The organism is Flavisphingomonas formosensis, from assembly GCF_009755815.1.
GTDB classification, from domain to species: domain Bacteria; phylum Pseudomonadota; class Alphaproteobacteria; order Sphingomonadales; family Sphingomonadaceae; genus Flavisphingomonas; species Flavisphingomonas formosensis.
The window spans coordinates 790,001-808,215 of the sequence record NZ_WRPK01000001.1 but is presented as its reverse complement, the minus strand read 5'-3'; the positions used below and the strand labels follow the sequence as shown (position 1 = coordinate 808,215).

General features: G+C 65.2%; 22 protein-coding genes. 1 reads left to right on the top strand and 21 read right to left on the bottom strand.

Annotated elements, in window-relative coordinates:
* The first annotated feature begins 213 nt into the window (after positions 1 to 213).
* The gene (locus GQY20_RS03970; RefSeq protein WP_157215705.1) at positions 214 to 1,212 is read left to right on the top strand and encodes an NAD-dependent epimerase/dehydratase family protein; all 999 of its coding nucleotides are present in this window, start codon (positions 214 to 216) and stop codon (positions 1,210 to 1,212) included.
* Between the two features lie 177 nt (positions 1,213 to 1,389).
* On the opposite strand, the gene guaA is transcribed toward GQY20_RS03970, so the two are convergent.
* The 21 genes from guaA to rplN all read right to left on the bottom strand — a co-directional run bounded on the left by guaA (position 1,390) and on the right by rplN (position 18,214).
* Positions 1,390 to 2,952, bottom strand: coding sequence for a glutamine-hydrolyzing GMP synthase (guaA, locus tag GQY20_RS03965; RefSeq protein WP_157215704.1), 1,563 nt, complete (start codon positions 2,950 to 2,952; stop codon positions 1,390 to 1,392).
* Positions 2,953 to 3,052: 100 nt separating this feature from the next.
* A complete protein-coding gene (locus tag GQY20_RS03960) occupies positions 3,053 to 3,589 on the bottom strand; it encodes a hypothetical protein (protein WP_157215703.1) in 537 nt (178 codons plus the stop codon).
* A gap of 153 nt (positions 3,590 to 3,742) precedes the next feature.
* Positions 3,743 to 5,803 (bottom strand): prolyl oligopeptidase family serine peptidase, encoded by a 2,061-nt coding sequence (locus GQY20_RS03955; RefSeq protein ID WP_157216156.1) that lies wholly within the window; start codon positions 5,801 to 5,803, stop codon positions 3,743 to 3,745.
* A 163-nt stretch (positions 5,804 to 5,966) separates the two neighbouring features.
* A complete protein-coding gene (gene rplQ / locus GQY20_RS03950; RefSeq protein WP_157215702.1) occupies positions 5,967 to 6,389 on the bottom strand; it encodes a 50S ribosomal protein L17 in 423 nt (140 codons plus the stop codon).
* Between the two features lie 114 nt (positions 6,390 to 6,503).
* Positions 6,504 to 7,562: a DNA-directed RNA polymerase subunit alpha gene (locus GQY20_RS03945; RefSeq protein ID WP_157215701.1), complete on the bottom strand. Its 1,059-nt coding sequence runs from the start codon at positions 7,560 to 7,562 to the stop codon at positions 6,504 to 6,506.
* An 86-nt stretch (positions 7,563 to 7,648) separates the two neighbouring features.
* A complete protein-coding gene (rpsK, locus tag GQY20_RS03940; protein ID WP_010123860.1) occupies positions 7,649 to 8,038 on the bottom strand; it encodes a 30S ribosomal protein S11 in 390 nt (129 codons plus the stop codon).
* Positions 8,039 to 8,124: 86 nt separating this feature from the next.
* Positions 8,125 to 8,493, bottom strand: a complete 369-nt coding sequence (rpsM, locus tag GQY20_RS03935) for a 30S ribosomal protein S13 (RefSeq protein WP_157216155.1) — start codon at positions 8,491 to 8,493, stop codon at positions 8,125 to 8,127.
* Positions 8,494 to 8,622: 129 nt separating this feature from the next.
* A complete protein-coding gene (locus tag GQY20_RS03930; protein WP_157215700.1) occupies positions 8,623 to 10,032 on the bottom strand; it encodes a sensor histidine kinase in 1,410 nt (469 codons plus the stop codon).
* A gap of 89 nt (positions 10,033 to 10,121) precedes the next feature.
* Entirely contained in the window at positions 10,122 to 10,811 is a 690-nt protein-coding gene (locus GQY20_RS03925; RefSeq protein WP_157215699.1) for a winged helix-turn-helix domain-containing protein, read from the bottom strand.
* Between the two features lie 703 nt (positions 10,812 to 11,514).
* Entirely contained in the window at positions 11,515 to 12,165 is a 651-nt protein-coding gene (locus GQY20_RS03920) for an adenylate kinase (protein WP_157215698.1), read from the bottom strand.
* A 121-nt stretch (positions 12,166 to 12,286) separates the two neighbouring features.
* Positions 12,287 to 13,651 (bottom strand): preprotein translocase subunit SecY, encoded by a 1,365-nt coding sequence (secY, locus tag GQY20_RS03915; protein ID WP_157215697.1) that lies wholly within the window; start codon positions 13,649 to 13,651, stop codon positions 12,287 to 12,289.
* A gap of 106 nt (positions 13,652 to 13,757) precedes the next feature.
* A complete protein-coding gene (rplO, locus tag GQY20_RS03910; RefSeq protein ID WP_157215696.1) occupies positions 13,758 to 14,282 on the bottom strand; it encodes a 50S ribosomal protein L15 in 525 nt (174 codons plus the stop codon).
* Positions 14,283 to 14,430: 148 nt separating this feature from the next.
* Entirely contained in the window at positions 14,431 to 14,607 is a 177-nt protein-coding gene (gene rpmD, locus GQY20_RS03905) for a 50S ribosomal protein L30 (RefSeq protein WP_157215695.1), read from the bottom strand.
* A 6-nt stretch (positions 14,608 to 14,613) separates the two neighbouring features.
* Entirely contained in the window at positions 14,614 to 15,318 is a 705-nt protein-coding gene (gene rpsE / locus GQY20_RS03900; protein ID WP_157215694.1) for a 30S ribosomal protein S5, read from the bottom strand.
* A gap of 1 nt (position 15,319) precedes the next feature.
* A complete protein-coding gene (rplR, locus tag GQY20_RS03895) occupies positions 15,320 to 15,673 on the bottom strand; it encodes a 50S ribosomal protein L18 (protein ID WP_157215693.1) in 354 nt (117 codons plus the stop codon).
* A 1-nt stretch (position 15,674) separates the two neighbouring features.
* Entirely contained in the window at positions 15,675 to 16,208 is a 534-nt protein-coding gene (gene rplF / locus GQY20_RS03890) for a 50S ribosomal protein L6 (protein ID WP_157215692.1), read from the bottom strand.
* On the bottom strand, positions 16,208 to 16,603 hold the full coding sequence (rpsH, locus tag GQY20_RS03885) for a 30S ribosomal protein S8 (RefSeq protein WP_157215691.1): 396 nt from the start codon (positions 16,601 to 16,603) through the stop codon (positions 16,208 to 16,210). Before rpsH ends, rplF begins: the two co-directional genes overlap by 1 nt.
* Positions 16,604 to 16,614: 11 nt before the next feature.
* The gene (gene rpsN / locus GQY20_RS03880; RefSeq protein ID WP_157215690.1) at positions 16,615 to 16,920 is read right to left on the bottom strand and encodes a 30S ribosomal protein S14; all 306 of its coding nucleotides are present in this window, start codon (positions 16,918 to 16,920) and stop codon (positions 16,615 to 16,617) included.
* A gap of 28 nt (positions 16,921 to 16,948) precedes the next feature.
* Positions 16,949 to 17,530 carry a 50S ribosomal protein L5 gene (rplE, locus tag GQY20_RS03875; RefSeq protein ID WP_157215689.1) on the bottom strand — a complete coding sequence of 194 codons (582 nt, stop codon included), beginning with the start codon at positions 17,528 to 17,530 and terminating at the stop codon, positions 16,949 to 16,951.
* Positions 17,523 to 17,843, bottom strand: a complete 321-nt coding sequence (rplX, locus tag GQY20_RS03870; RefSeq protein WP_157215688.1) for a 50S ribosomal protein L24 — start codon at positions 17,841 to 17,843, stop codon at positions 17,523 to 17,525. The genes rplE and rplX overlap by 8 nt, the downstream gene beginning before the upstream one ends.
* Positions 17,843 to 18,214: a 50S ribosomal protein L14 gene (gene rplN / locus GQY20_RS03865; RefSeq protein WP_157215687.1), complete on the bottom strand. Its 372-nt coding sequence runs from the start codon at positions 18,212 to 18,214 to the stop codon at positions 17,843 to 17,845. The genes rplX and rplN overlap by 1 nt, the downstream gene beginning before the upstream one ends.
* Between the last annotated feature and the right edge of the window lies 1 nt (position 18,215).

The window sequence follows — 18,215 nt, the reverse complement described above, 5'->3', positions numbered from 1 at the left end:
GAAATAACCCCGTATGCCTGTCCCACTCCTGCCCCCTAGCAGCGGATTTTATTCGATGGATTTCAACATTGAATTTTTGGCGCCGGGTCGGCAGCCACGCGTCCATCGGCACCCTTCCCGAAAGCCACGATCCCGCCGCACGCCGGAATCACGATGAAGCCTTAACCTCCTTCGATTAGAGGAGCGGCACTGAACAGGGCAATGGGCGGATCGATGGCGATTTTGATAACGGGTGCGGCGGGCTTCATCGGGTCTCATGTCGCCGAGCGGTTGATGGCCCGCGGCGATGCCGTGATCGGCATCGACAGTCTCAACGACTATTACAGCGTCGCTCTGAAGCAGGACCGGCTCGCACGGTTACGCGAGCGCTATGGCGATCTGTTCCGCTTCGCGCAGGTCGACTTTTCCAATCATGTGGCGCTGGACGCGGCGCTGACGGATGCCGACATCACCGGCATCGTCCATCTCGGCGCGCAGGCAGGCGTGCGCTACTCGCTCGAAAATCCGCGCGCCTATGTGCAGGCCAATCTGGTCGGCCACGTCAACATGCTGGAGGTAGCGCGTGCGCGCAAAGGCGTGCCGATGGTCTATGCCTCCTCCTCCTCCGTCTATGGCGGCAACGAGACGCTGCCCTTCCGCGTCGAGGACCGGGTGGACCATCCCCTCTCGCTCTACGCCGCCACCAAGAAGGCGGACGAGCTGATGAGCGAGACCTATGCCCATCTCTACCGCATGCCGCTGACCGGTCTGCGCTTCTTCACCGTCTACGGGCCTTGGGGACGGCCCGACATGGCGATGTGGATCTTCACCAAGGCGATCCTTGCCGGCCAGCCCATTCCGGTTTTCAACCACGGGCGGATGCAGCGCGATTTCACCTATATCGAGGATATCGTGACCGGGGTCGTCGCCGCCCTCGACAATCCGCCGCCCGACGACGGCGCAGAAAAGGCGGGCGGCAGTCGTGCCCCGCACCGGCTCTACAATATAGGCAACCATCGATCCGAGGAGTTGACCAAGGTCATCAGCCTGATCGAGACCGCCTGCGGACGCGAGGCGCTGCGCGACTATCAGCCGATCCAGCCCGGCGACGTGCCGGCAACCTATGCCGACATCAGCGCCATCCAGCGCGATCTCGGCTTCGCGCCCACCACCACGATCGACGTCGGCGTGCCGGCCTTCGTCTCCTGGTACCGCGACTATCATGGCGCGTGAATTTCCGTCGTCGCGGAGAAGACCCCCGCGCATCTGCTATTTCCGGTCCCGCGGCGCCTTGCGGCGCCGAGTAAACCGGGCGAACGCGCCCCGCGCATCCGCTATTTCCGGTCCCGCGGCGCCTTGCGGCGCCGAGTAAACCGGGCGAACGCGCCCCGCGCGTCCGCTATTTCCGGTTTACTCCCACTCGATCGTGCCCGGCGGTTTGCTCGTATAGTCGTAGGTGACGCGGTTGATGCCCTTCACCTCATTCACGATCCGCGTCGCGACACGGCTCAGGAATGCGGCATCGAAGGGATAGACGTCGGCAGTCATGCCGTCCGTCGAGGTGACCGCACGTAGCGCGCAGACGGAATCATAGGTGCGCCCGTCGCCCATCACGCCGACGGTACGGACCGGCAGGAGTACGGCGAAGGCCTGCCAGATCGCATCGTAAAGGCCCGCGTTGCGGATCTCCTCGAGATAGATGGCGTCGGCCTTGCGCAATATGTCGCAGCGCGCCTTGGTCACCTCCCCCGGAATGCGGATGGCCAGGCCCGGACCCGGGAAAGGGTGGCGTCCGACGAATATCTCGGGCAGGCCGAGTTCGCGGCCGAGAGCGCGAACTTCGTCCTTGAACAGCTCGCGCAGCGGCTCCACGAGCTTCATGTTCATCCGCTCGGGCAAACCGCCGACATTATGGTGGCTCTTGATCGTGACGGAGGGGCCGCCGGTGAAGCTGACGCTCTCGATCACGTCGGGATAGAGGGTGCCCTGGGCCAGGAAATCGGCGCCGCCGATCTTGCGCGCCTCCGCCTCGAACACATCGATGAAGGTCTTGCCGATGAACTTGCGCTTGGCCTCGGGGTCGGTGACGCCGGCAAGGCCGTTCAGGAACAGCGTCTCGGCATTCACGTGAACGAGCGGGATTCCGTAATGCTCGCGGAACAGGCTCACCACCTGATCCGCCTCGCCCATGCGCATCAGCCCGTGATCGACGAACACGCAGGTCAGCTGGTCGCCGATCGCCTCATGGATCAGCACGGCGGCAACCGCGGAATCGACGCCTCCGGAGAGGCCACAGATGACGCGCGAGGAGCCGACCTGCTCGCGGATCTCGGCGATCTTGGTTTCGCGGAACTCGGCCATCGTCCAGTCGCCGCGCAGGCCGCAGACATGGCGCGCGAAATTGGCGATCAGCTTGCCGCCGTCGGGCGTGTGGACCACCTCGGGGTGGAACTGCACGCCGTAGAAGCGCCGCTTCTCGTCCGAAGTGACGGCGAAGGGCGCTCCCTCCGACACCGCGATCGGCGCGAAGCCCGATGGCAGCGCATCCACCTTATCGCCGTGGCTCATCCACACTTGATGGCGCTCGCCCTCTTTCCAGAGCCCGTCGAACAGGGCGGAGCGCGCCTTGACCTCGACGAAGGCGCGGCCGAACTCGCGCCCGTCGCTGGACGGAGCGACCGAGCCGCCGAGTTGCTGGCACATGGTCTGCTGGCCATAGCAGATGCCGAGGATGGGAATGCCCGCCTCGAAGAAATGCTGCGGCGCACGGGGCGAGCCGGCCTCGGCCACCGAGGCGGGGCCTCCGGAGAGGATGATGCCCCGGGGCTTCAGCCGATCGAATGCTGCCTCGGCGGCATTGAACGGAGCGATCTCGCTGTAAACGCCGGCCTCGCGCACGCGGCGCGCGATGAGCTGCGTCACCTGGCTGCCGAAATCGACGATGAGGATAGATTCGTTGGGCTGGACTGTCATGGGCAGCCGATAAAAGCCCGCCCGCCGCTTGTCCAGCTTATGAAAGCCGGGCCGCCCGCCGCCAGACAGGGAACGGCGCGGGCGACCCGGCCCTCGTCGATCAGCGCTCGGTGGACTGATCGACGAACTGGATGAAATTGACTCGTGCGGAGCGTACGCCGCAGACGAAGTGATGGCGGATCTGGCCCTTGTAACCGGTGCCGACATTGCCCTCGACGCGCCAGCCCTGGCCGTCGCGGCCGGAATAGGTGATGTCGTCGACGCGCGCGTCGCGATCGTACCGGGTGGCCGCCTGTGCGCCGGCCGCATCGGCGCAGGCATCGACGGCAACATCCTCTTCGGTGCGCGGCGCGTCTCCGCGGCCATCGTCCGCATAGGGGCCGCCCGGCGGCGGCACGTCGTCATAGCCGCGCTCGGCCTGGCCGGCGACCTTGTTCCTGTTGGCCGAAGAGACGGCAGCGATCACGCCGCCGGCCACGATCGCGCCGAGCAGGAAATTGCCCAAACCATCGCCGCCGCCGCGATGCCAATGACGATGCGGGTAATAGCCCCAGGGCCGCGCCGCCGCAGGAGCCGCCGCCCCGACGAGCATCGCCGCGATCGCCACCGTCCCGATCAACCTGCGCGCCTTCGCCATTGCCAAAAGAACCTCTCAGTCGCTGCAGCGCGGCAAATGCGCCCTGTCGCCCTGGATCGTTAGGATAGCGTGGCTGTCGGCACGATGAACCGGTCTGCATCAAGGACGAACCGGTTCATCGATCTGTGCACCGGCTGAAGGCCGGGCGACGACCTATTCCGTCTTCATCCCCGTCCACTTGGCCGCAAAGGCCCACATGTCGGCGAATTCCTCGATGATCTTGTCGGTCGGCTTGCCGGAGCCGTGGCCGGCGCGCGTCTCGATACGGATCAAGTGGGGCTTAGCGCCGATTTCGGCCGCCTGCAGCGCGGCGGCATATTTAAAGCTGTGTCCCGGCACGACACGGTCGTCGGTGTCCGCCGTCGAGACTAGGATCGCCGGGTAATCCTGGCCCGCTCGGATATTATGGTAGGGCGAATAGGCATAGAGCGTCCGGAAATCGGCTTCGCGATCGGGATAGCCATAATCGTCGACCCAATAGCGGCCGGCAGTGAAGCGATCGAAGCGCAGCATGTCCATCACACCGACCTGCGGCAGCGCGGCCGCGAACAGGTCCGGCCGCTGGTTGACCACCGCGCCTATCAGAAGCCCGCCATTGGAGCCGCCCCGGATGGCGAGCTTGCCCTTGGCGCTGATGCCCTGAGCGATCAGATATTCGCCGGCCGCGATGAAATCGTCGAAAACATTCTGCTTGTTGGCGAGACGGCCTCCATCGTGCCACGCCTTGCCATATTCGCCACCGCCGCGAATGTTGGCGAGCGCAAAGACGCCGCCTTGCTCCATCCAGGCGAGATTGGCGGGATTGAAGCTCGGGGGCAGCGAGACGTTGAAGCCGCCATAGGCATAAAGCAGCGTCGGCGCGCCGCCCTTGAGGTTCAGCCCCTTTTTGTGGACGACGAAGATCGGCACGCGCGTGCTGTCCTTCGAGGCGTAGAAATGCTGCTCGACGACATAATCGTCGGGGCTGAATGCGACCTTCGGTGCAGCGAAGGACGTCACCGCGCCGCTCGCCACGTCATAGCGATAGATGGTACCCGGCACGTTGAAGCTGGAGAAGGCGAAGAAGGTCTCCGGATCGCCGGCCTTGCCGCCGAAGCCGCCGACCGATCCGATGCCGGGAAGCGGCACGACGCCGTCCGCCTTGCCCTCCAGCGTGAAGCGGCGCACCTCGCTCTTGGCGTCGACCAGATAGGAGACGAGCAACCGATCGCCGACTAGCGCGGCACCGTCGATCGTCGACTTCGCCTCCGGCACGATCGGACGCGGCGCCGCGGCGGGATGCGCAGCATCGATCGCTACGATCTTCTGGAGCGGCGCGTCCTTGTTAGTGATGAAATAGAGGGTATCGCCGATCGATCCGGCGAGGTGCCAATTATAGTCGAGTCCCTTGATGAGGGTGATCGGTTTCGCATCCGACCTGCGCAGGTCCTGAACCGTGATCTCATAGCGATCGTCGGTGCCCGCCGAGGAGGTAATCACCAGCCAGGCGCCATCGTCCGTCACCTCCGCGAAATGGCCGAGCTTCGGCCGGTCGGGCGTGTGGTAGACAAGCCTGTCGGCCGATTGCTGCGTGCCGATACGGTGGAAATAGACCTCCTGATTCTCGTTCAGCGCCTGGAAGGCCTGGCCGGACGCCGGCTCGGCGAAACGCGAATAATAAAGACCCGTCCCGTCATGCGCCCAGGCGATGTTGGAGAATTTCACCCATTTGAGCTCGTCGGCGAGCGGCTGGGCGGTTGCAACGTCGAGCACACGCACGGTGCGCCAGTCGGTGCCGCCGTCCTGGACGGCGTAGGCAAGCCTGCTGCCGTCATGCGAGGCGACCCACTCGGCGAGCGCGGTGGCGCCGTCCTTCGACCATGTGTTGGGATCGATCAGCTGGCGTGGCGCGCTGTCGAGTCCGGAGCGCACGAACAGCACCGCCTGATTCTGCAAGCCGCTGTTGCGCGTGTAGAAATAGTTTGCACCCTCCTTTTCGGGCACACTGAATCGCTCATAATTCCAGAGCTGCTCCAATCGCGCCTTGAACGCGGCCCGGCCCGGCAGGGTCGCCAGATAAGCGTCGGTGACCTTGTTCTCGGCCGTCACCCAATCCCGCACCGCGGGATCGGTACGCACGTCATTCTCCAGCCAGCGATAGGGATCATGGACCGTGATGCCGAAATGCGTCTCGACGACGTCGGCGCGCTTGGTGTCGGGATAGGGCAGCGGCATGACGGGCTTCTCGTTGGGAGCGGCGAAAGCCGCGACGGCGAAGGAAAGCAGCGGGAGGATGAGGGCGGTACGCAACGGCAACCTCCGGACATGGAAAAGGGGCCGCGAGCGTAACAGCCGCGGCCCCTTTCTCAAGCCTTGCGATGAAGCGAAGACGTGCCGATCAGGCCGCTTCGTCGAGATCCTCGTCGCCCTGCACCGGACCCGAATCCTGGCCCTTGGCCGAGACGTCGCGATCGACGAACTCGATGATCGCCATCGGTGCCGCGTCCGAAGCGCGGATACCCGCCTTCACGATGCGGGTGTAGCCGCCGGCGCGCGACGCGTAACGATCGGCCAGCACGTCGAACAGCTTCACCAGCTGCGCATCGTCCAGCAGTCGGGCGTGGGCGAGACGGCGATTGGCGAGGCCGCCCTTCTTGGCCAAGGTCACGAGCTTCTCGACATAGGGGCGAAGCTCCTTCGCCTTGGCGAGCGTGGTCGTGATCTGCTCATGCTTGATGAGCGCGGCCGCCTGATTGCGGAACAGGGCGGTACGATGAGAGGCGGTGCGCTGAAGCTTCCGACCGCCGACGCGATGACGCATGCTATCTTCCTTCGTTCGTCAGGGGGCCGTCCAAGGTACCCCAAGCCAGGCGGTGCAAACGGGGGCCACCGCCCAAAGCCCACGCCCTCTCCCTTGAGGGAGAAAGGGAAATGCTCAGAATTCCTGCTCGAGCTTCTTGGCCATTTCCTCGATGTTCTCAGGCGGCCAGCCCGGGATTTCCATGCCGAGGCGCAGGCCCATCGAGGCAAGCACTTCCTTGATCTCGTTGAGCGACTTGCGGCCGAAATTCGGCGTGCGCAGCATCTCGGCCTCGGTCTTGCCGACCAGATCGCCGATATAGATGATGTTGTCGTTCTTGAGGCAGTTGGCCGAGCGGACCGAAAGCTCCAGCTCATCCACCTTCTTGAGCAGATAGCGGTTGATCTGGTTCGAATCGGCTTCCGGCTCGCCGCCGCCCGACATCGCCGGCAGGCCCGCGGGCACGGTGGCCGGGACTAGCTGATCGTCGAAGTGCACGAAGAGCTGGAGCTGATCCTGCAGGATGCGCGCGGAATAAGCGAGCGCGTCCTCCGGCGTCACCGTGCCATCGGTCTCGATGGTGATGGTGAGCTTGTCATAATCCAGTTCCTGGCCGACGCGGGTGTTCTCCACCTTGTAGGCGACCTGGCGAACCGGCGAATAGAGCGCATCGACCGGGATCAGCCCGATCGGCGCGTCCGCCGGACGGTTGGACGCCGCCGGGACATAGCCCTTGCCGACATCGGCGGTGAATTCCATGTTCAGCGTCGCGCCATCGTCGAGGTGGCACAACACCAGATCGGGGTTCATCACCTCGATGTCACCGGAGGTCGCGATCAGACCGGCGGTGACCTCGGCCGGGCCGGTCGCCGAAAGCTGAAGCCGCTTCGGGCCTTCGCCCTGCATCTTCAGCGCGATCTGCTTCACGTTCAGGACGATATCGGTCACATCCTCGCGCACGCCGGCGAGGCTGGAGAATTCGTGCAGCACATTCTCGATCTTGATCGAGGTGACTGCCGCACCCTGCAGCGAGGACAGGAGAACGCGGCGAAGCGAATTGCCGAGCGTGAGACCGAAGCCGCGTTCCAGAGGCTCGGCGACGAAGGTCGCGCGGCGACGTCCATCGCCACCGGCCTTCTTCTCGAGGCCATTCGGCTTCTTCAGTTCCTGCCAGTTTTTCGCGTTGACAGCCATGGACTTCCCCTTGGGGGTTTGGGCCGGGACGCGTCCGTCCCAGGCCGGGACAATAAGGCGGAAGGCGACCCCTTCCGCAAACAGATTCAGACGCGGCGGCGCTTGGACGGCCGCACGCCGTTGTGCGGAATGGGCGTCACGTCGCGGATGGAGGTGATGTGGAAACCGACCGCCTGCAGCGCGCGCAGCGCCGACTCGCGGCCCGAACCCGGGCCCTTCACCTCTACTTCGAGCGTGCGGACACCATGTTCCGCGGCCTTCTTGCCGGCGTCTTCGGCCGCGACCTGGGCGGCATAGGGCGTCGACTTGCGGCTGCCCTTGAAACCCATCATGCCGGCGGACGACCAGGCGATGGCGTTGCCCTGCGCGTCCGTGATGGTGATCATGGTGTTGTTGAAGCTGGCGTTCACATGGGCGACGCCGGCGGTGATGTTCTTGCGTTCGCGCCGACGAAGGCGCTGCGGTTCACGTGCCATAGTATCGAATCCTGACCCTGATGTGCGTTACGCCGGGACGGCGCCAAGGGCGGCCTGCCTCCGGCGGAGACATAAGCGCCCCGCGCTTATTTCTTCTTACCGGCGATCGGCTTCGCCTTGCCCTTGCGGGTGCGCGCATTGGTATGCGTGCGCTGGCCGCGGACGGGCAGGCCCTTGCGGTGACGCAGGCCGCGATAGCAGGCCAGGTCCATCAGGCGCTTGATGTTCATCGCGACTTCGCGGCGAAGATCGCCTTCCACAGTGTAGCCGGCGTCGATCGTCTCGCGGATCTGAAGGACTTCCTGGTCCGACAGGTCCTGCACGCGGCGCTCGCGCGCGATGCCGAGCTTCTCGGTGATCTCCTTGGCTTTGGCCGGGCCGATGCCATGGATATAGGTCAGCGCGATCTCGACGCGCTTGTTGGTCGGGATATTGACACCCGCAATACGTGCCACTTTCTCTTTCTCCTGCTCCACGGGGCGGATTGGCGTACCGCCCCATCTCGACGCTCAGTCCCAAGAGGGAACGAAAAAACGGCGCACGCCGAAGCGCCGCCGGGGCCGGTCTCTTGGGAGGTGCCGCACCTAGGATGCAGGGACCGGACTGTCAAGCGCCGAACTCGCGGGAATTGCGATCACCGCGCGGAGCCCGGGATTATTGCTTTCCAGCACCAGCTGGCCGGCGTGCAGATGCGCCACGGCCTCGACGAGCGCAAGCCCGAGGCCGGCCCCCGGGGTCGATCGCGACGAATCAAGCCGGCCGAATCGGCGCCGCGCCTCCGCCTCATCGCCCGGCGCGATGCCGGGGCCGCTGTCCGCCACCCCGATGCGCACCTCATCCCCGCCATGGCCAAAGAGCCGGATGGTGCCGCCGCGGCCGCCATATTTGAAGGCATTGTCCACGAGGTTGCTGATCGCCTGGGCGAGAAGCTGGCGATGACCGAACAACGGCGGCACGCCCGCGCAATCCAGGATCAGCGTCACGCCCGCCTCGTCCGCCAGCGGCTCATACATGTCCGCCAGCTCGGTCAGCAGTTCGGCGGGATCCAGCCAGGCGAACTGCTTGCGTCCCGCCATCGCCTCCGACCGGCCGATATCGACGACGGTCGACAGGATCCGCATCAGCGCATCGGCCTCCTGGATGACACCACCCAGCGCGGCCTCGCGCTGCGCCTCGTCGGACACCGTCATGGCGCGTTCGATCCGCGCGCGCAGCCGGCTGACCGGAGAGCGCAGATCATGGGCGAGGCTGTCGGTGAGGAGGCGGATCTCTTCCATCAGCCCGACGATGCGATCGAGCATGAGGTTGATCCGCGCAGAGAGTTGATCGAATGCATCGCCAGCCCCGCTGATCGGCGCGCGACGGGACAGGTCGCCGCCGCCGACGCGATCGGCGACATGCACGATCTCCTCCACGCGCCGCCCGACATAGGAAGCGAGCACGAGGCCGCAGATCATGCCCAGCAGCACGGACATAGCGAGGGCGAGCAGCAGGGACCGCTCCAGCGTCCGTTCCAGACTCAGCCTTTCGTTCAGGTTGCGCCCGGTGATCAGCCAGTCCCCGTTCGCAAGCGGCCGGATCACGACGCCGGCCTCGATCGGCGTCGCGCGCCCGCGGACGCGCAGCTTTACGATCTGGAACTCGAGATGATCCCGCGTAGATGGCGGCGGAAGGGTGGTGACGTTACCGATGATCTGCTGGTTGGGTCCGTGCAGCAGACTGAGCACCAGCTGTGGATCGCGCGCGCGCAACGCATCGCGGATTGCCGCCTTCAGCGCGTCCTGACCGCCGACGCGATAGACGTGGCTCAGCGCCTGCGTCTCCTCTTCCACCCGCTGACGCAGGCCGCCCATCGATTCATCGTGGGTGCGGATGTGGATGAAACCGAGGAGCGCAAGATTGGAGAGCAGCGCGAGCAGCATCGACAGCGCCGCGACGCGCACGGTGGTAGGGATCGGACGGCCGAGCATCAGAACACGCCCGGTACGGCGCATCGGGCGCGGCCTGCGGCGGCGCCCGATGGCTCGCCTTGCGATGGCCGGCCGGATCGGCGACGCGGCAGGCTAATGGCGGGGTTCAAACCCTAGCCCGCGGCATCCAGCCGATAGCCCGCGCCGCGTACGGTGTGCAGGATGGGCAGATCGAACCCCTCCTCCAGCTTGCGCCGCAGCCGGCTGACGTGCACGTCGATCACGTTCGTGCCTGGATCGAAATGATAGTCCCACACCTGCTCCAGCAGCATGGTGCGGGTGACCACCCGGCCCGCATTGCGCGCAAGATACTCGAGCAGCAGATATTCGCGCGGCTTGAGCTCGATCGTCTTGCCACTGCGCTTCACCATGCGCGCCAGCAGATCGATCTCGAGGTCGCCGACGGTCAGTCGCGTTTCGGTGGAGGCAGCCGCCCCTTCGCTGCGGCGGAGCAGCGCGTTCACGCGCGCCAGCAGCTCGGCGAAGGAGAAGGGCTTGACCAGATAATCGTCCGAGCCGCCTTCCAGCCCCTCGATCCGATCGTCGACCGAGGCCAGCGCGGAGAGCATCACGACCGGCGTACCGACCCCCGCAGCGCGTAGGGCGCGCATCAGCGAGAGGCCGTCGAGGCCGGGGAGCATGCGATCCAGGATGACGAGATCGAAGCTGCCGTCGCTGGCGAGGAACAGGCCGTCGCGGCCGTTGGCGGCATGATCGACGACATGGCCCTGCTCGGCGAGGCCCTTGACGATGTAATCGGCGGTCTCGTCATCGTCTTCGACAAGAAGGATTTTACGGCCCATGGCGTTTCCCGTCTCCGCTACGCCGGGCATAGGTCCGATCGCTTCCGCACGGCAAGTCTACTCTAACGACTCTACACTAACGACCTGATCCAAATCGCCCGACGGATCTTGCGATCCGTCGGGCGCAGGGACTGACAGGGACTTCATCAGGCCGATCCCGGAGTTCCCGGCGATGCCGCGCGAAAAGCATCGGCGGTCGTTCCGGCATCGGCCCGAACAGGGTGCGAAGAGTGGCGCCCTGTAGGCAAAGATATAGGTTTGGGGCGCGGTCCGGAGCGTGGCCGGAACATGAAACTCCTGTAACCCGCGAGTTCATGAGCATCGACTTGCCGACAAGTCATCTTCGCACGGGCGTGGGCAGGAGAGACTGGTGCCCTGACCGTCACCCTCCAAGCCGAGGCCGGCGACGGTGAGATGCGAATCGCTACCGTCCGACGGCAGCGATTCGCATAAACAGCCGCCGGCGTACCCACCGACACCAAGCCGGCCCGCGTCGCCCGACCATTTATGCTACGGGTTCCATCACGTGAACGACCTCAGCAGCGGCGTCCACACGGCCGCGGGAGGAGCCGCAATGGCTATGGCGTCGCCAACATCGAAACCGCCTGCATCCGCCACCACGATCCTGGGGCTGACCGGGACTGCCGGACGGGAGCCGCCAGAACGACGATTGCGAAACGCCGAGTTGCCCCCCGGCGGTGGGCTATTTGCCGGAAAGGATCGCTTCGATCTGGGCGCTGACCTGCTCGATATCGGCCATGCCATCGACGCGCTTCACGAGGCCGCGCGCTTCGTAAATCGGCAGGATCGGCGCGGTCTTGGCGCGGTACTCGGCCATGCGCGTGCGCACGGTTTCCTCATTGTCGTCCGGGCGGCGCTTGAACTCGGTCGAGCCGCACACGTCGCACACGCCGGCGACTTTCGGCAGCTTATAGCGATCATGATAGCCCTCGCCGCACTTGGCGCACGAGAAGCGGCCGGTGATACGATCCACCAGCGCGTCCTCGTTAACCTCCAGCTCGATGACGTGATCGAGTGTCCGGCCGCGGGACGCCAATATGCCGTCGAGCGATTCGGCCTGTGCCGCAGTGCGGGGATAGCCGTCGAAGATCGCGCCTTCGTCGGGCTTCATGCTGTCGAGCTTCTCGCCGATCAGGCCGGAGACGATCTCGTCCGAAACGAGCTGTCCCGCATCCATCACCGCCTTGGCCTGCAATCCGATCGGCGTGCCCGCCTTGACGGCCGCGCGCAGCATGTCGCCCGTGGAAAGCTGCACCATGCCATGGTCGGCGACCAGCCGGCTCGCTTGCGTGCCCTTCCCCGCCCCCGGCGGACCCAGCAAGATGATATTCATGCCTTCCACTGTCCCTGTCGTTTCTATTTTGTCTAGAGCGCTTTCCGCCTGCGCGGAACCGATCTAGTTTCCTGGATGAGGCGATACTGCTTAAGACCGGAGATACCCGCCGGTTTTTGCCTCACCGGCGGTTGCGGCCCTTCAGTTTCGCCTTCTTGATCAGGCTGTCATATTGCAGCGCCAGAAGATGGCTCTGGATCTGCGTCACGGTGTCCATTGTGACATTGACCACGATCAGAAGGCTAGTCCCACCAAGGTAGAAGGGAATGCCGAGCTTGGAGATCGCGAACTCCGGCACAAGGCATATCAGCGTGAGGTAGATCGCGCCGATCACGGTGATGCGGACGAGCACATAATCGAGATAGTCGGCCGTGCTCTTGCCTGGGCGAATGCCGGGGATGAAGCCGCCGTAGCGCTTCAGATTGTCTGCCGTCTCTTCCGGATTGAAGACCACCGCGGTGTAGAAGAAGCAGAAGAAGATGATCCCGGCCGCGTAGAGCAGCATGTACAGCGGCGCGCCGTGCTGCAGCGCGGTCGTCACCGTGATCATGATGTCACCCCACCGGCTTTCGCCCGCGGTGTGCTTGCCGGCGAACTGCGCGATGGTGAGCGGCATGAGCAGCAGCGAGGAGGCGAAGATCGGCGGGATCACGCCAGCCGTGTTGATCTTCAGCGGCAAATGGCTCTTTTCGGCCTGCATGCCGTGCTGGGTCTGCCGCTTGGGATATTGGATCAACACCCGGCGCTGGGCGCGCTCCATGAAGCAGATGAAGAGGATGAGGCCGAACACCACCACGACGGTCGCAATGATCAGCGGCGCCGACATCTGGCCGGTGCGGCCATTCTCGAACAGCGCAGCGAGCGCGTGCGGAAGCTGCGCCACGATACCGGCCATGATGATCAGCGAGGTGCCGTTGCCGATGCCCCGGCTGGTGATCTGCTCGCCCAGCCACATCAGGAACATGGTGCCGCCGATCAACGAGATGACCGTGGTGATGCGGAACAGGAGGCCCGGATCGATCACGGCGGACGCGCCCGACGAGGCGCCCCAGCTCTCCAGCCCGACGGAGATGAAATAGCCCTGGATCGCGGTGAGCGCGACCGTGCCGTAGCGGGTGTACTGGTTCAGCGTCTTGCGGCCCGCCTCGCCTTCCTTCTTCAGCGCGGCCAGGGCCGGCGAGAGCGAGGTGGCGAGCTGCACCACGATCGAGGCGGTGATGTAGGGCGTCACGCCGAGCGCGATCAGCGACATGCGCGACAGCGCGCCGCCCGAGAAGGTGTTGAAGAAATCGAGCACGCCGCCCTGCGTGGTCGAGAAGAGCGATTCCATCGCACGCGGATCGATACCCGGCAGCGGAATGAAGCTCAGCAGGCGGAAGACGATCAGCGCGCCGAGGGTGAACCAGAGCCGCTTCTTGAGCTCGGTCGCCTGGGCGAAATTCGCCAGGCTGATATTGGCGGCCATCTGTTCGGCTGCGGATGCCATGTACGTTCGACCCCGGAAATGAAACGGCGGCGGGATGCGTGTCTCGCCCCCCGCCGCCTCATATAGTGTCCGGCCCGCGCTTGTCTAAGGCGAACCGAGGCAGCGCTCAGGCCTTTTTCTTCGCAGCCTTGGCCGTGCCCTTCTTCGCCGCGGCCTTCTCGGCGGCCGGAACCACCTCGATCACCTCGACGGAACCGCCCGCCTTCTCGATCGCCTCGCGGGCGCTCTTGGAGACGCCAGCGACCTTGAAGCTCAGCTTGGCCGAGAATTCGCCCTTGGCGAGGATACGCACGCCGTCCTTGCCGCCGCGCGCGATACCCGCCGCCTTGAGCGCGGCATGATCGATCACGCCGTCGGAGGCCAGTTTGCCGCCGTCGACCAGCTTCTGGATCGCGCCGAGATTGGCCTCGGCATAATCCTTCGCGAAGATGTTGTTGAAGCCGCGCTTCGGGAGCCGCATGTGCAGCGGCATCTGGCCGCCCTCGAAGCCCTTGATCGAAACGCCCTCGCGGCTCTTCTGACCCTTCTGGCCGCGGCCGGCGGTCTTGCCGAGGCCGGAGCCGATGCCACGGCCGACGCGGACGCGATCCTTGCGGGCGCCCAGATTGTCACGAATATCGTTCAGTTTCATCGTCTGCACTCGCTTTCGCTTTTGTCGCGCAAGGCCTGACCGCCGGTAGCGATCAGGCCATCGCCCCGGCGAAAGCCGGGGCCGCTTGCCGTAAGAGCAATGCCCTCTTGGCGGAACATCCCAGCTCTCGCTGGGATGATGGAGGGTTTCAGCCCTCCACCTTCACCATATGCTGCACCTTGCGGATCATGCCGCGCACCTCGGGGGTGTCGGTCAGCTCGCGGGTGCGATGCATCTTGTTGAGGCCGAGGCCAATCAGCGTCGCGCGCTGATCCTTGGTCCGGCGGATCGGCGAACCGACCTGCGTCACCTTGATGGTCGCCATCGTCTGTTACTCCGTGACGGCCGCCGCATCGGCTTCGGCAACTTCCGGAGCCGAACCACCGCGACCGAGGAGGTCGGCGATCTTCTTGCCACGACGCTGCGCCACCGACTTGGGGCTGGTCTGCTCCGTAAGCGCCTCGAAGGTCGCACGGATCATGTTGTAAGGGTTGGAGGTGCCGACCGACTTGGTCACCACGTCATGCACGCCCAGGCTCTCGAAGATGGCGCGCATCGGGCCACCCGCGATGATGCCGGTGCCCGGGGGCGCCGTGCGCAACGTCACCCGGCCCGCGCCGAAATGGCCGTTGCCGTCGTGATGCAGAGTGCGGCCCTCGCGCAGCGGAACGCGGATCATCGCCTTCTTGGCGGCCGCGGTCGCCTTGGAGATCGCTTCCGGAACCTCGCGCGCCTTGCCATGGCCGAAGCCGGCCCGGCCCTTGCCGTCGCCCACGACGACCAGCGCCGCGAAGCCGAAGCGCTTGCCGCCCTTCACCGTCTTGGAGACACGGTTGATGTGGACGAGCTTCTCGATGAGCTCCTCGCCCTGCTCTTCGTTGTTGCGACGATCGTCGCGACGGCCACGGCCGTCCCGACCACGACCGCCACGATCACCGCCCGGGCCGCGCCCACGACCGCCGCGACCGCGACGCTCGGGTTGCTGCTCGCCGCCCTCGGCCGGCGCAGCCGCCTGGATTTCGGTTTCGTCTGCCATATCAGAACTCCAGTCCGCCCTCACGGGCGGCATCGGCCAGGGCCTTCACCCGGCCATGAAACAGGAAGCCACCGCGATCGAACACCACCTGGGTGATGCCGGCCTTCACGGCACGCTCGGCCACGCGCTTGCCGACCTCGGCCGCAGCCTCGGAGGTCGCGCCGGTCTGGCCGCGCACGTCCTTGTCGAGGGTCGAGGCTGCAGCGACGGTACGGCCCTGCGCATCGTCGATGATCTGCGCGTAGATGTGCCGGCCCGAACGATGGATCGACAGCCGTGGGCGGCTGCCGCTGCGCGCGCGGAGCGCGGTGCGGACGCGCTGGCGACGCTTGGCGAAGAGAGAGAGCTTGGCCATCTTACTTCTTCTTTCCTTCCTTGCGGAAGATGAACTCGCCCGCGTACTTGATACCCTTGCCCTTATAGGGCTCGGGCTTGCGCCAGCGGCGGATCTCGGCGGCGACCTGGCCGACCTTCTGCTTGTCGATCCCTGAGATGTTCACCGTCGTCTGATCCGGCGTCGCGATCGTGATGCCTTCGGGCACCGCGAAATCGACGTCGTGGCTGTAGCCGAGCTGCAGCTTCAGATTCTTGCCCTGAAGGTTCGCGCGGTAACCGACGCCGGTGATGTTGAGGGTCTTGGTGAAGCCCTCGGTCACGCCGGTGATCAGGTTCTGCACGAGCGTACGCTGCATGCCCCAGAAGGAACGGGCGCGCTTGGTGTCGTTCGCCGGCTGCACCGAAATGCTGCCATCCTCGAGCGCGTAGCTGACCTCATCGGCCAGCGGCATCGAAAGGGTGCCCTTCGGGCCCTTGACCGAGAGCGTTCCGCCCTCGATCGTCGCGGTCACCCCTGCGGGCACCGGGACCGGCTTCTTGCCGATGCGGCTCATCAGAATACCTCCGCCAGGACCTCGCCGCCGACATTCTTCTCGCGCGCTTCCGCGTCGGAGAGAACGCCCTGAGGCGTGGACACGATGGTGATGCCGAGGCCGTTGCGCACGCGGGGCAGCTCCTTGCTGCCCGAATAGACGCGGCGGCCGGGCTTGGACACGCGAGCCAGATGCTGAATCGCGGGCTGTCCTTCGAAATATTTCAGCTCGATGCGTAGGCCGGCGTGGCCAGCGACATCTTCCTCGACATAGCCGCGGATGTAGCCTTCGCGCTTCAGCACGTCGAGCACGCGGGCACGCAGCTTGGACGCGGGCGTGACCACGCTGTCCTTGCGGGCGCGCTGGCCGTTGCGGATGCGGGTGAGCAGGTCACCCAGGGGATCGGTCAGAGCCATCTATGCTATCCTTACCAGCTCGACTTCGTGACGCCGGGGATGAGGCCCTTGTTGGCCAGTTCCCGGAGCTGCACGCGGCACAGCCGGAATTTCCGGTAATAGGCGCGCGGGCGGCCGGTCATCTCGCAGCGGTTGCGCACCCGCGTGGGGTTCGCATTGCGCGGAATCTCGGCGAGCTTCAGGCGGGCGATGAGGCGCTCCGTCTCGTCGACGCTCTCGTCGTCCGCGATCGCCTTCAGCCGCGCATATTTGCCCGCATACTGCTTCACGAGCTTCTTGCGACGCTCGTTCTTGTTGATCGAACTCAGTTTCGCCATGACTTAAGTTCTCTTTCCTCTAGCGCCCTCAGGCGGCCTTCTTCTGATCAGCCTGCGGCTGCGGGAACGGGAAACCGAACAGGCGGAGAAGCTCGCGCGCCTCCTCGTCGGTCTTGGCGCTGGTCGCGACGATCACGTCCATGCCACGAATCTTGTCGACCTTGTCGTAGCTGATCTCCGGGAAGATCAGCTGCTCCTTGAGGCCGGTCGCGTAATTGCCGCGGCCGTCGAACGACTTGTCCGAAAGCCCGCGGAAGTCGCGGACGCGCGGCAGCGCGATCGTGACGAAGCGGTCGAGGAACTCGTACATGCGCTCGCGGCGCAAGGTGACCTTGCAGCCGATCGGCATGCCCTCGCGCAGCTTGAACTGTGCGATCGACTTTTTCGCCTTGGTGATCACGGCCTTCTGCCCGGCGATCGCGGTCATTTCCTGAGCCGCGGTCTCGACGCGCTTCTTGTCCTGGGTGGCCTCACCGACGCCCATGTTCAGGACGATCTTGGTGATCTTCGGCACTTCCATGACGTTCTTGTAGCCGAACTTCTCGGTCATCGCCTTGGCGATGCTGTCCTCGTACAGCTTCTTGAGACGAGGCTTGTAAGCGTCAGCCATTGATCTTCTCCCCGGACCGGACGGCCACACGGACCTTCTTGCCGTCCTGGACCTCGAAACGGACGCGCGTCGGCTTTCCGGTCTTCGGATCCTCAAGCGCAACCTTCGACACGTGCAGCGGCGCCTCGATGCGCTCCAGCCCGCCCTGCGGGTTGGCCTGCGTCGGCTTGCGATGACGCGTCGCGACGTTGACGCCGGAAACGATCACCTTCCCCTCCTTGGGAAAAGCGCGCGTCACCTCGCCATGCTTGCCCTTGTCCTTGCCGGACAGGACGACGACCTTGTCGCCTTTCTTGATCTTCAGCGCGGACATCACAGCACCTCAGGCGCGAGCGAAATGATCTTCATGTGACCACGGCCGCGGAGCTCGCGGACGACCGGGCCGAAGATGCGGGTGCCGATCGGCTCCCCGCTGTTCTTGTTGATCAGCACCGCGGCGTTGCCGTCGAAGCGGATCGTGCTGCCGTCCGGACGATGAATGTCCTTGGCGGTGCGCACGATGACCGCGCGGTGCACGTCACCCTTCTTCACCTTGCCGCGCGGCGCCGCTTCCTTGATCGAGACGACGATCACGTCGCCCACGGTCGCGAAACGCCGCTTGGAGCCGCCGAGCACCTTGATGCACTGGACGCGCTTGGCGCCCGAGTTGTCGGCGACGTCGAGGGTGGACTGCATCTGGATCATG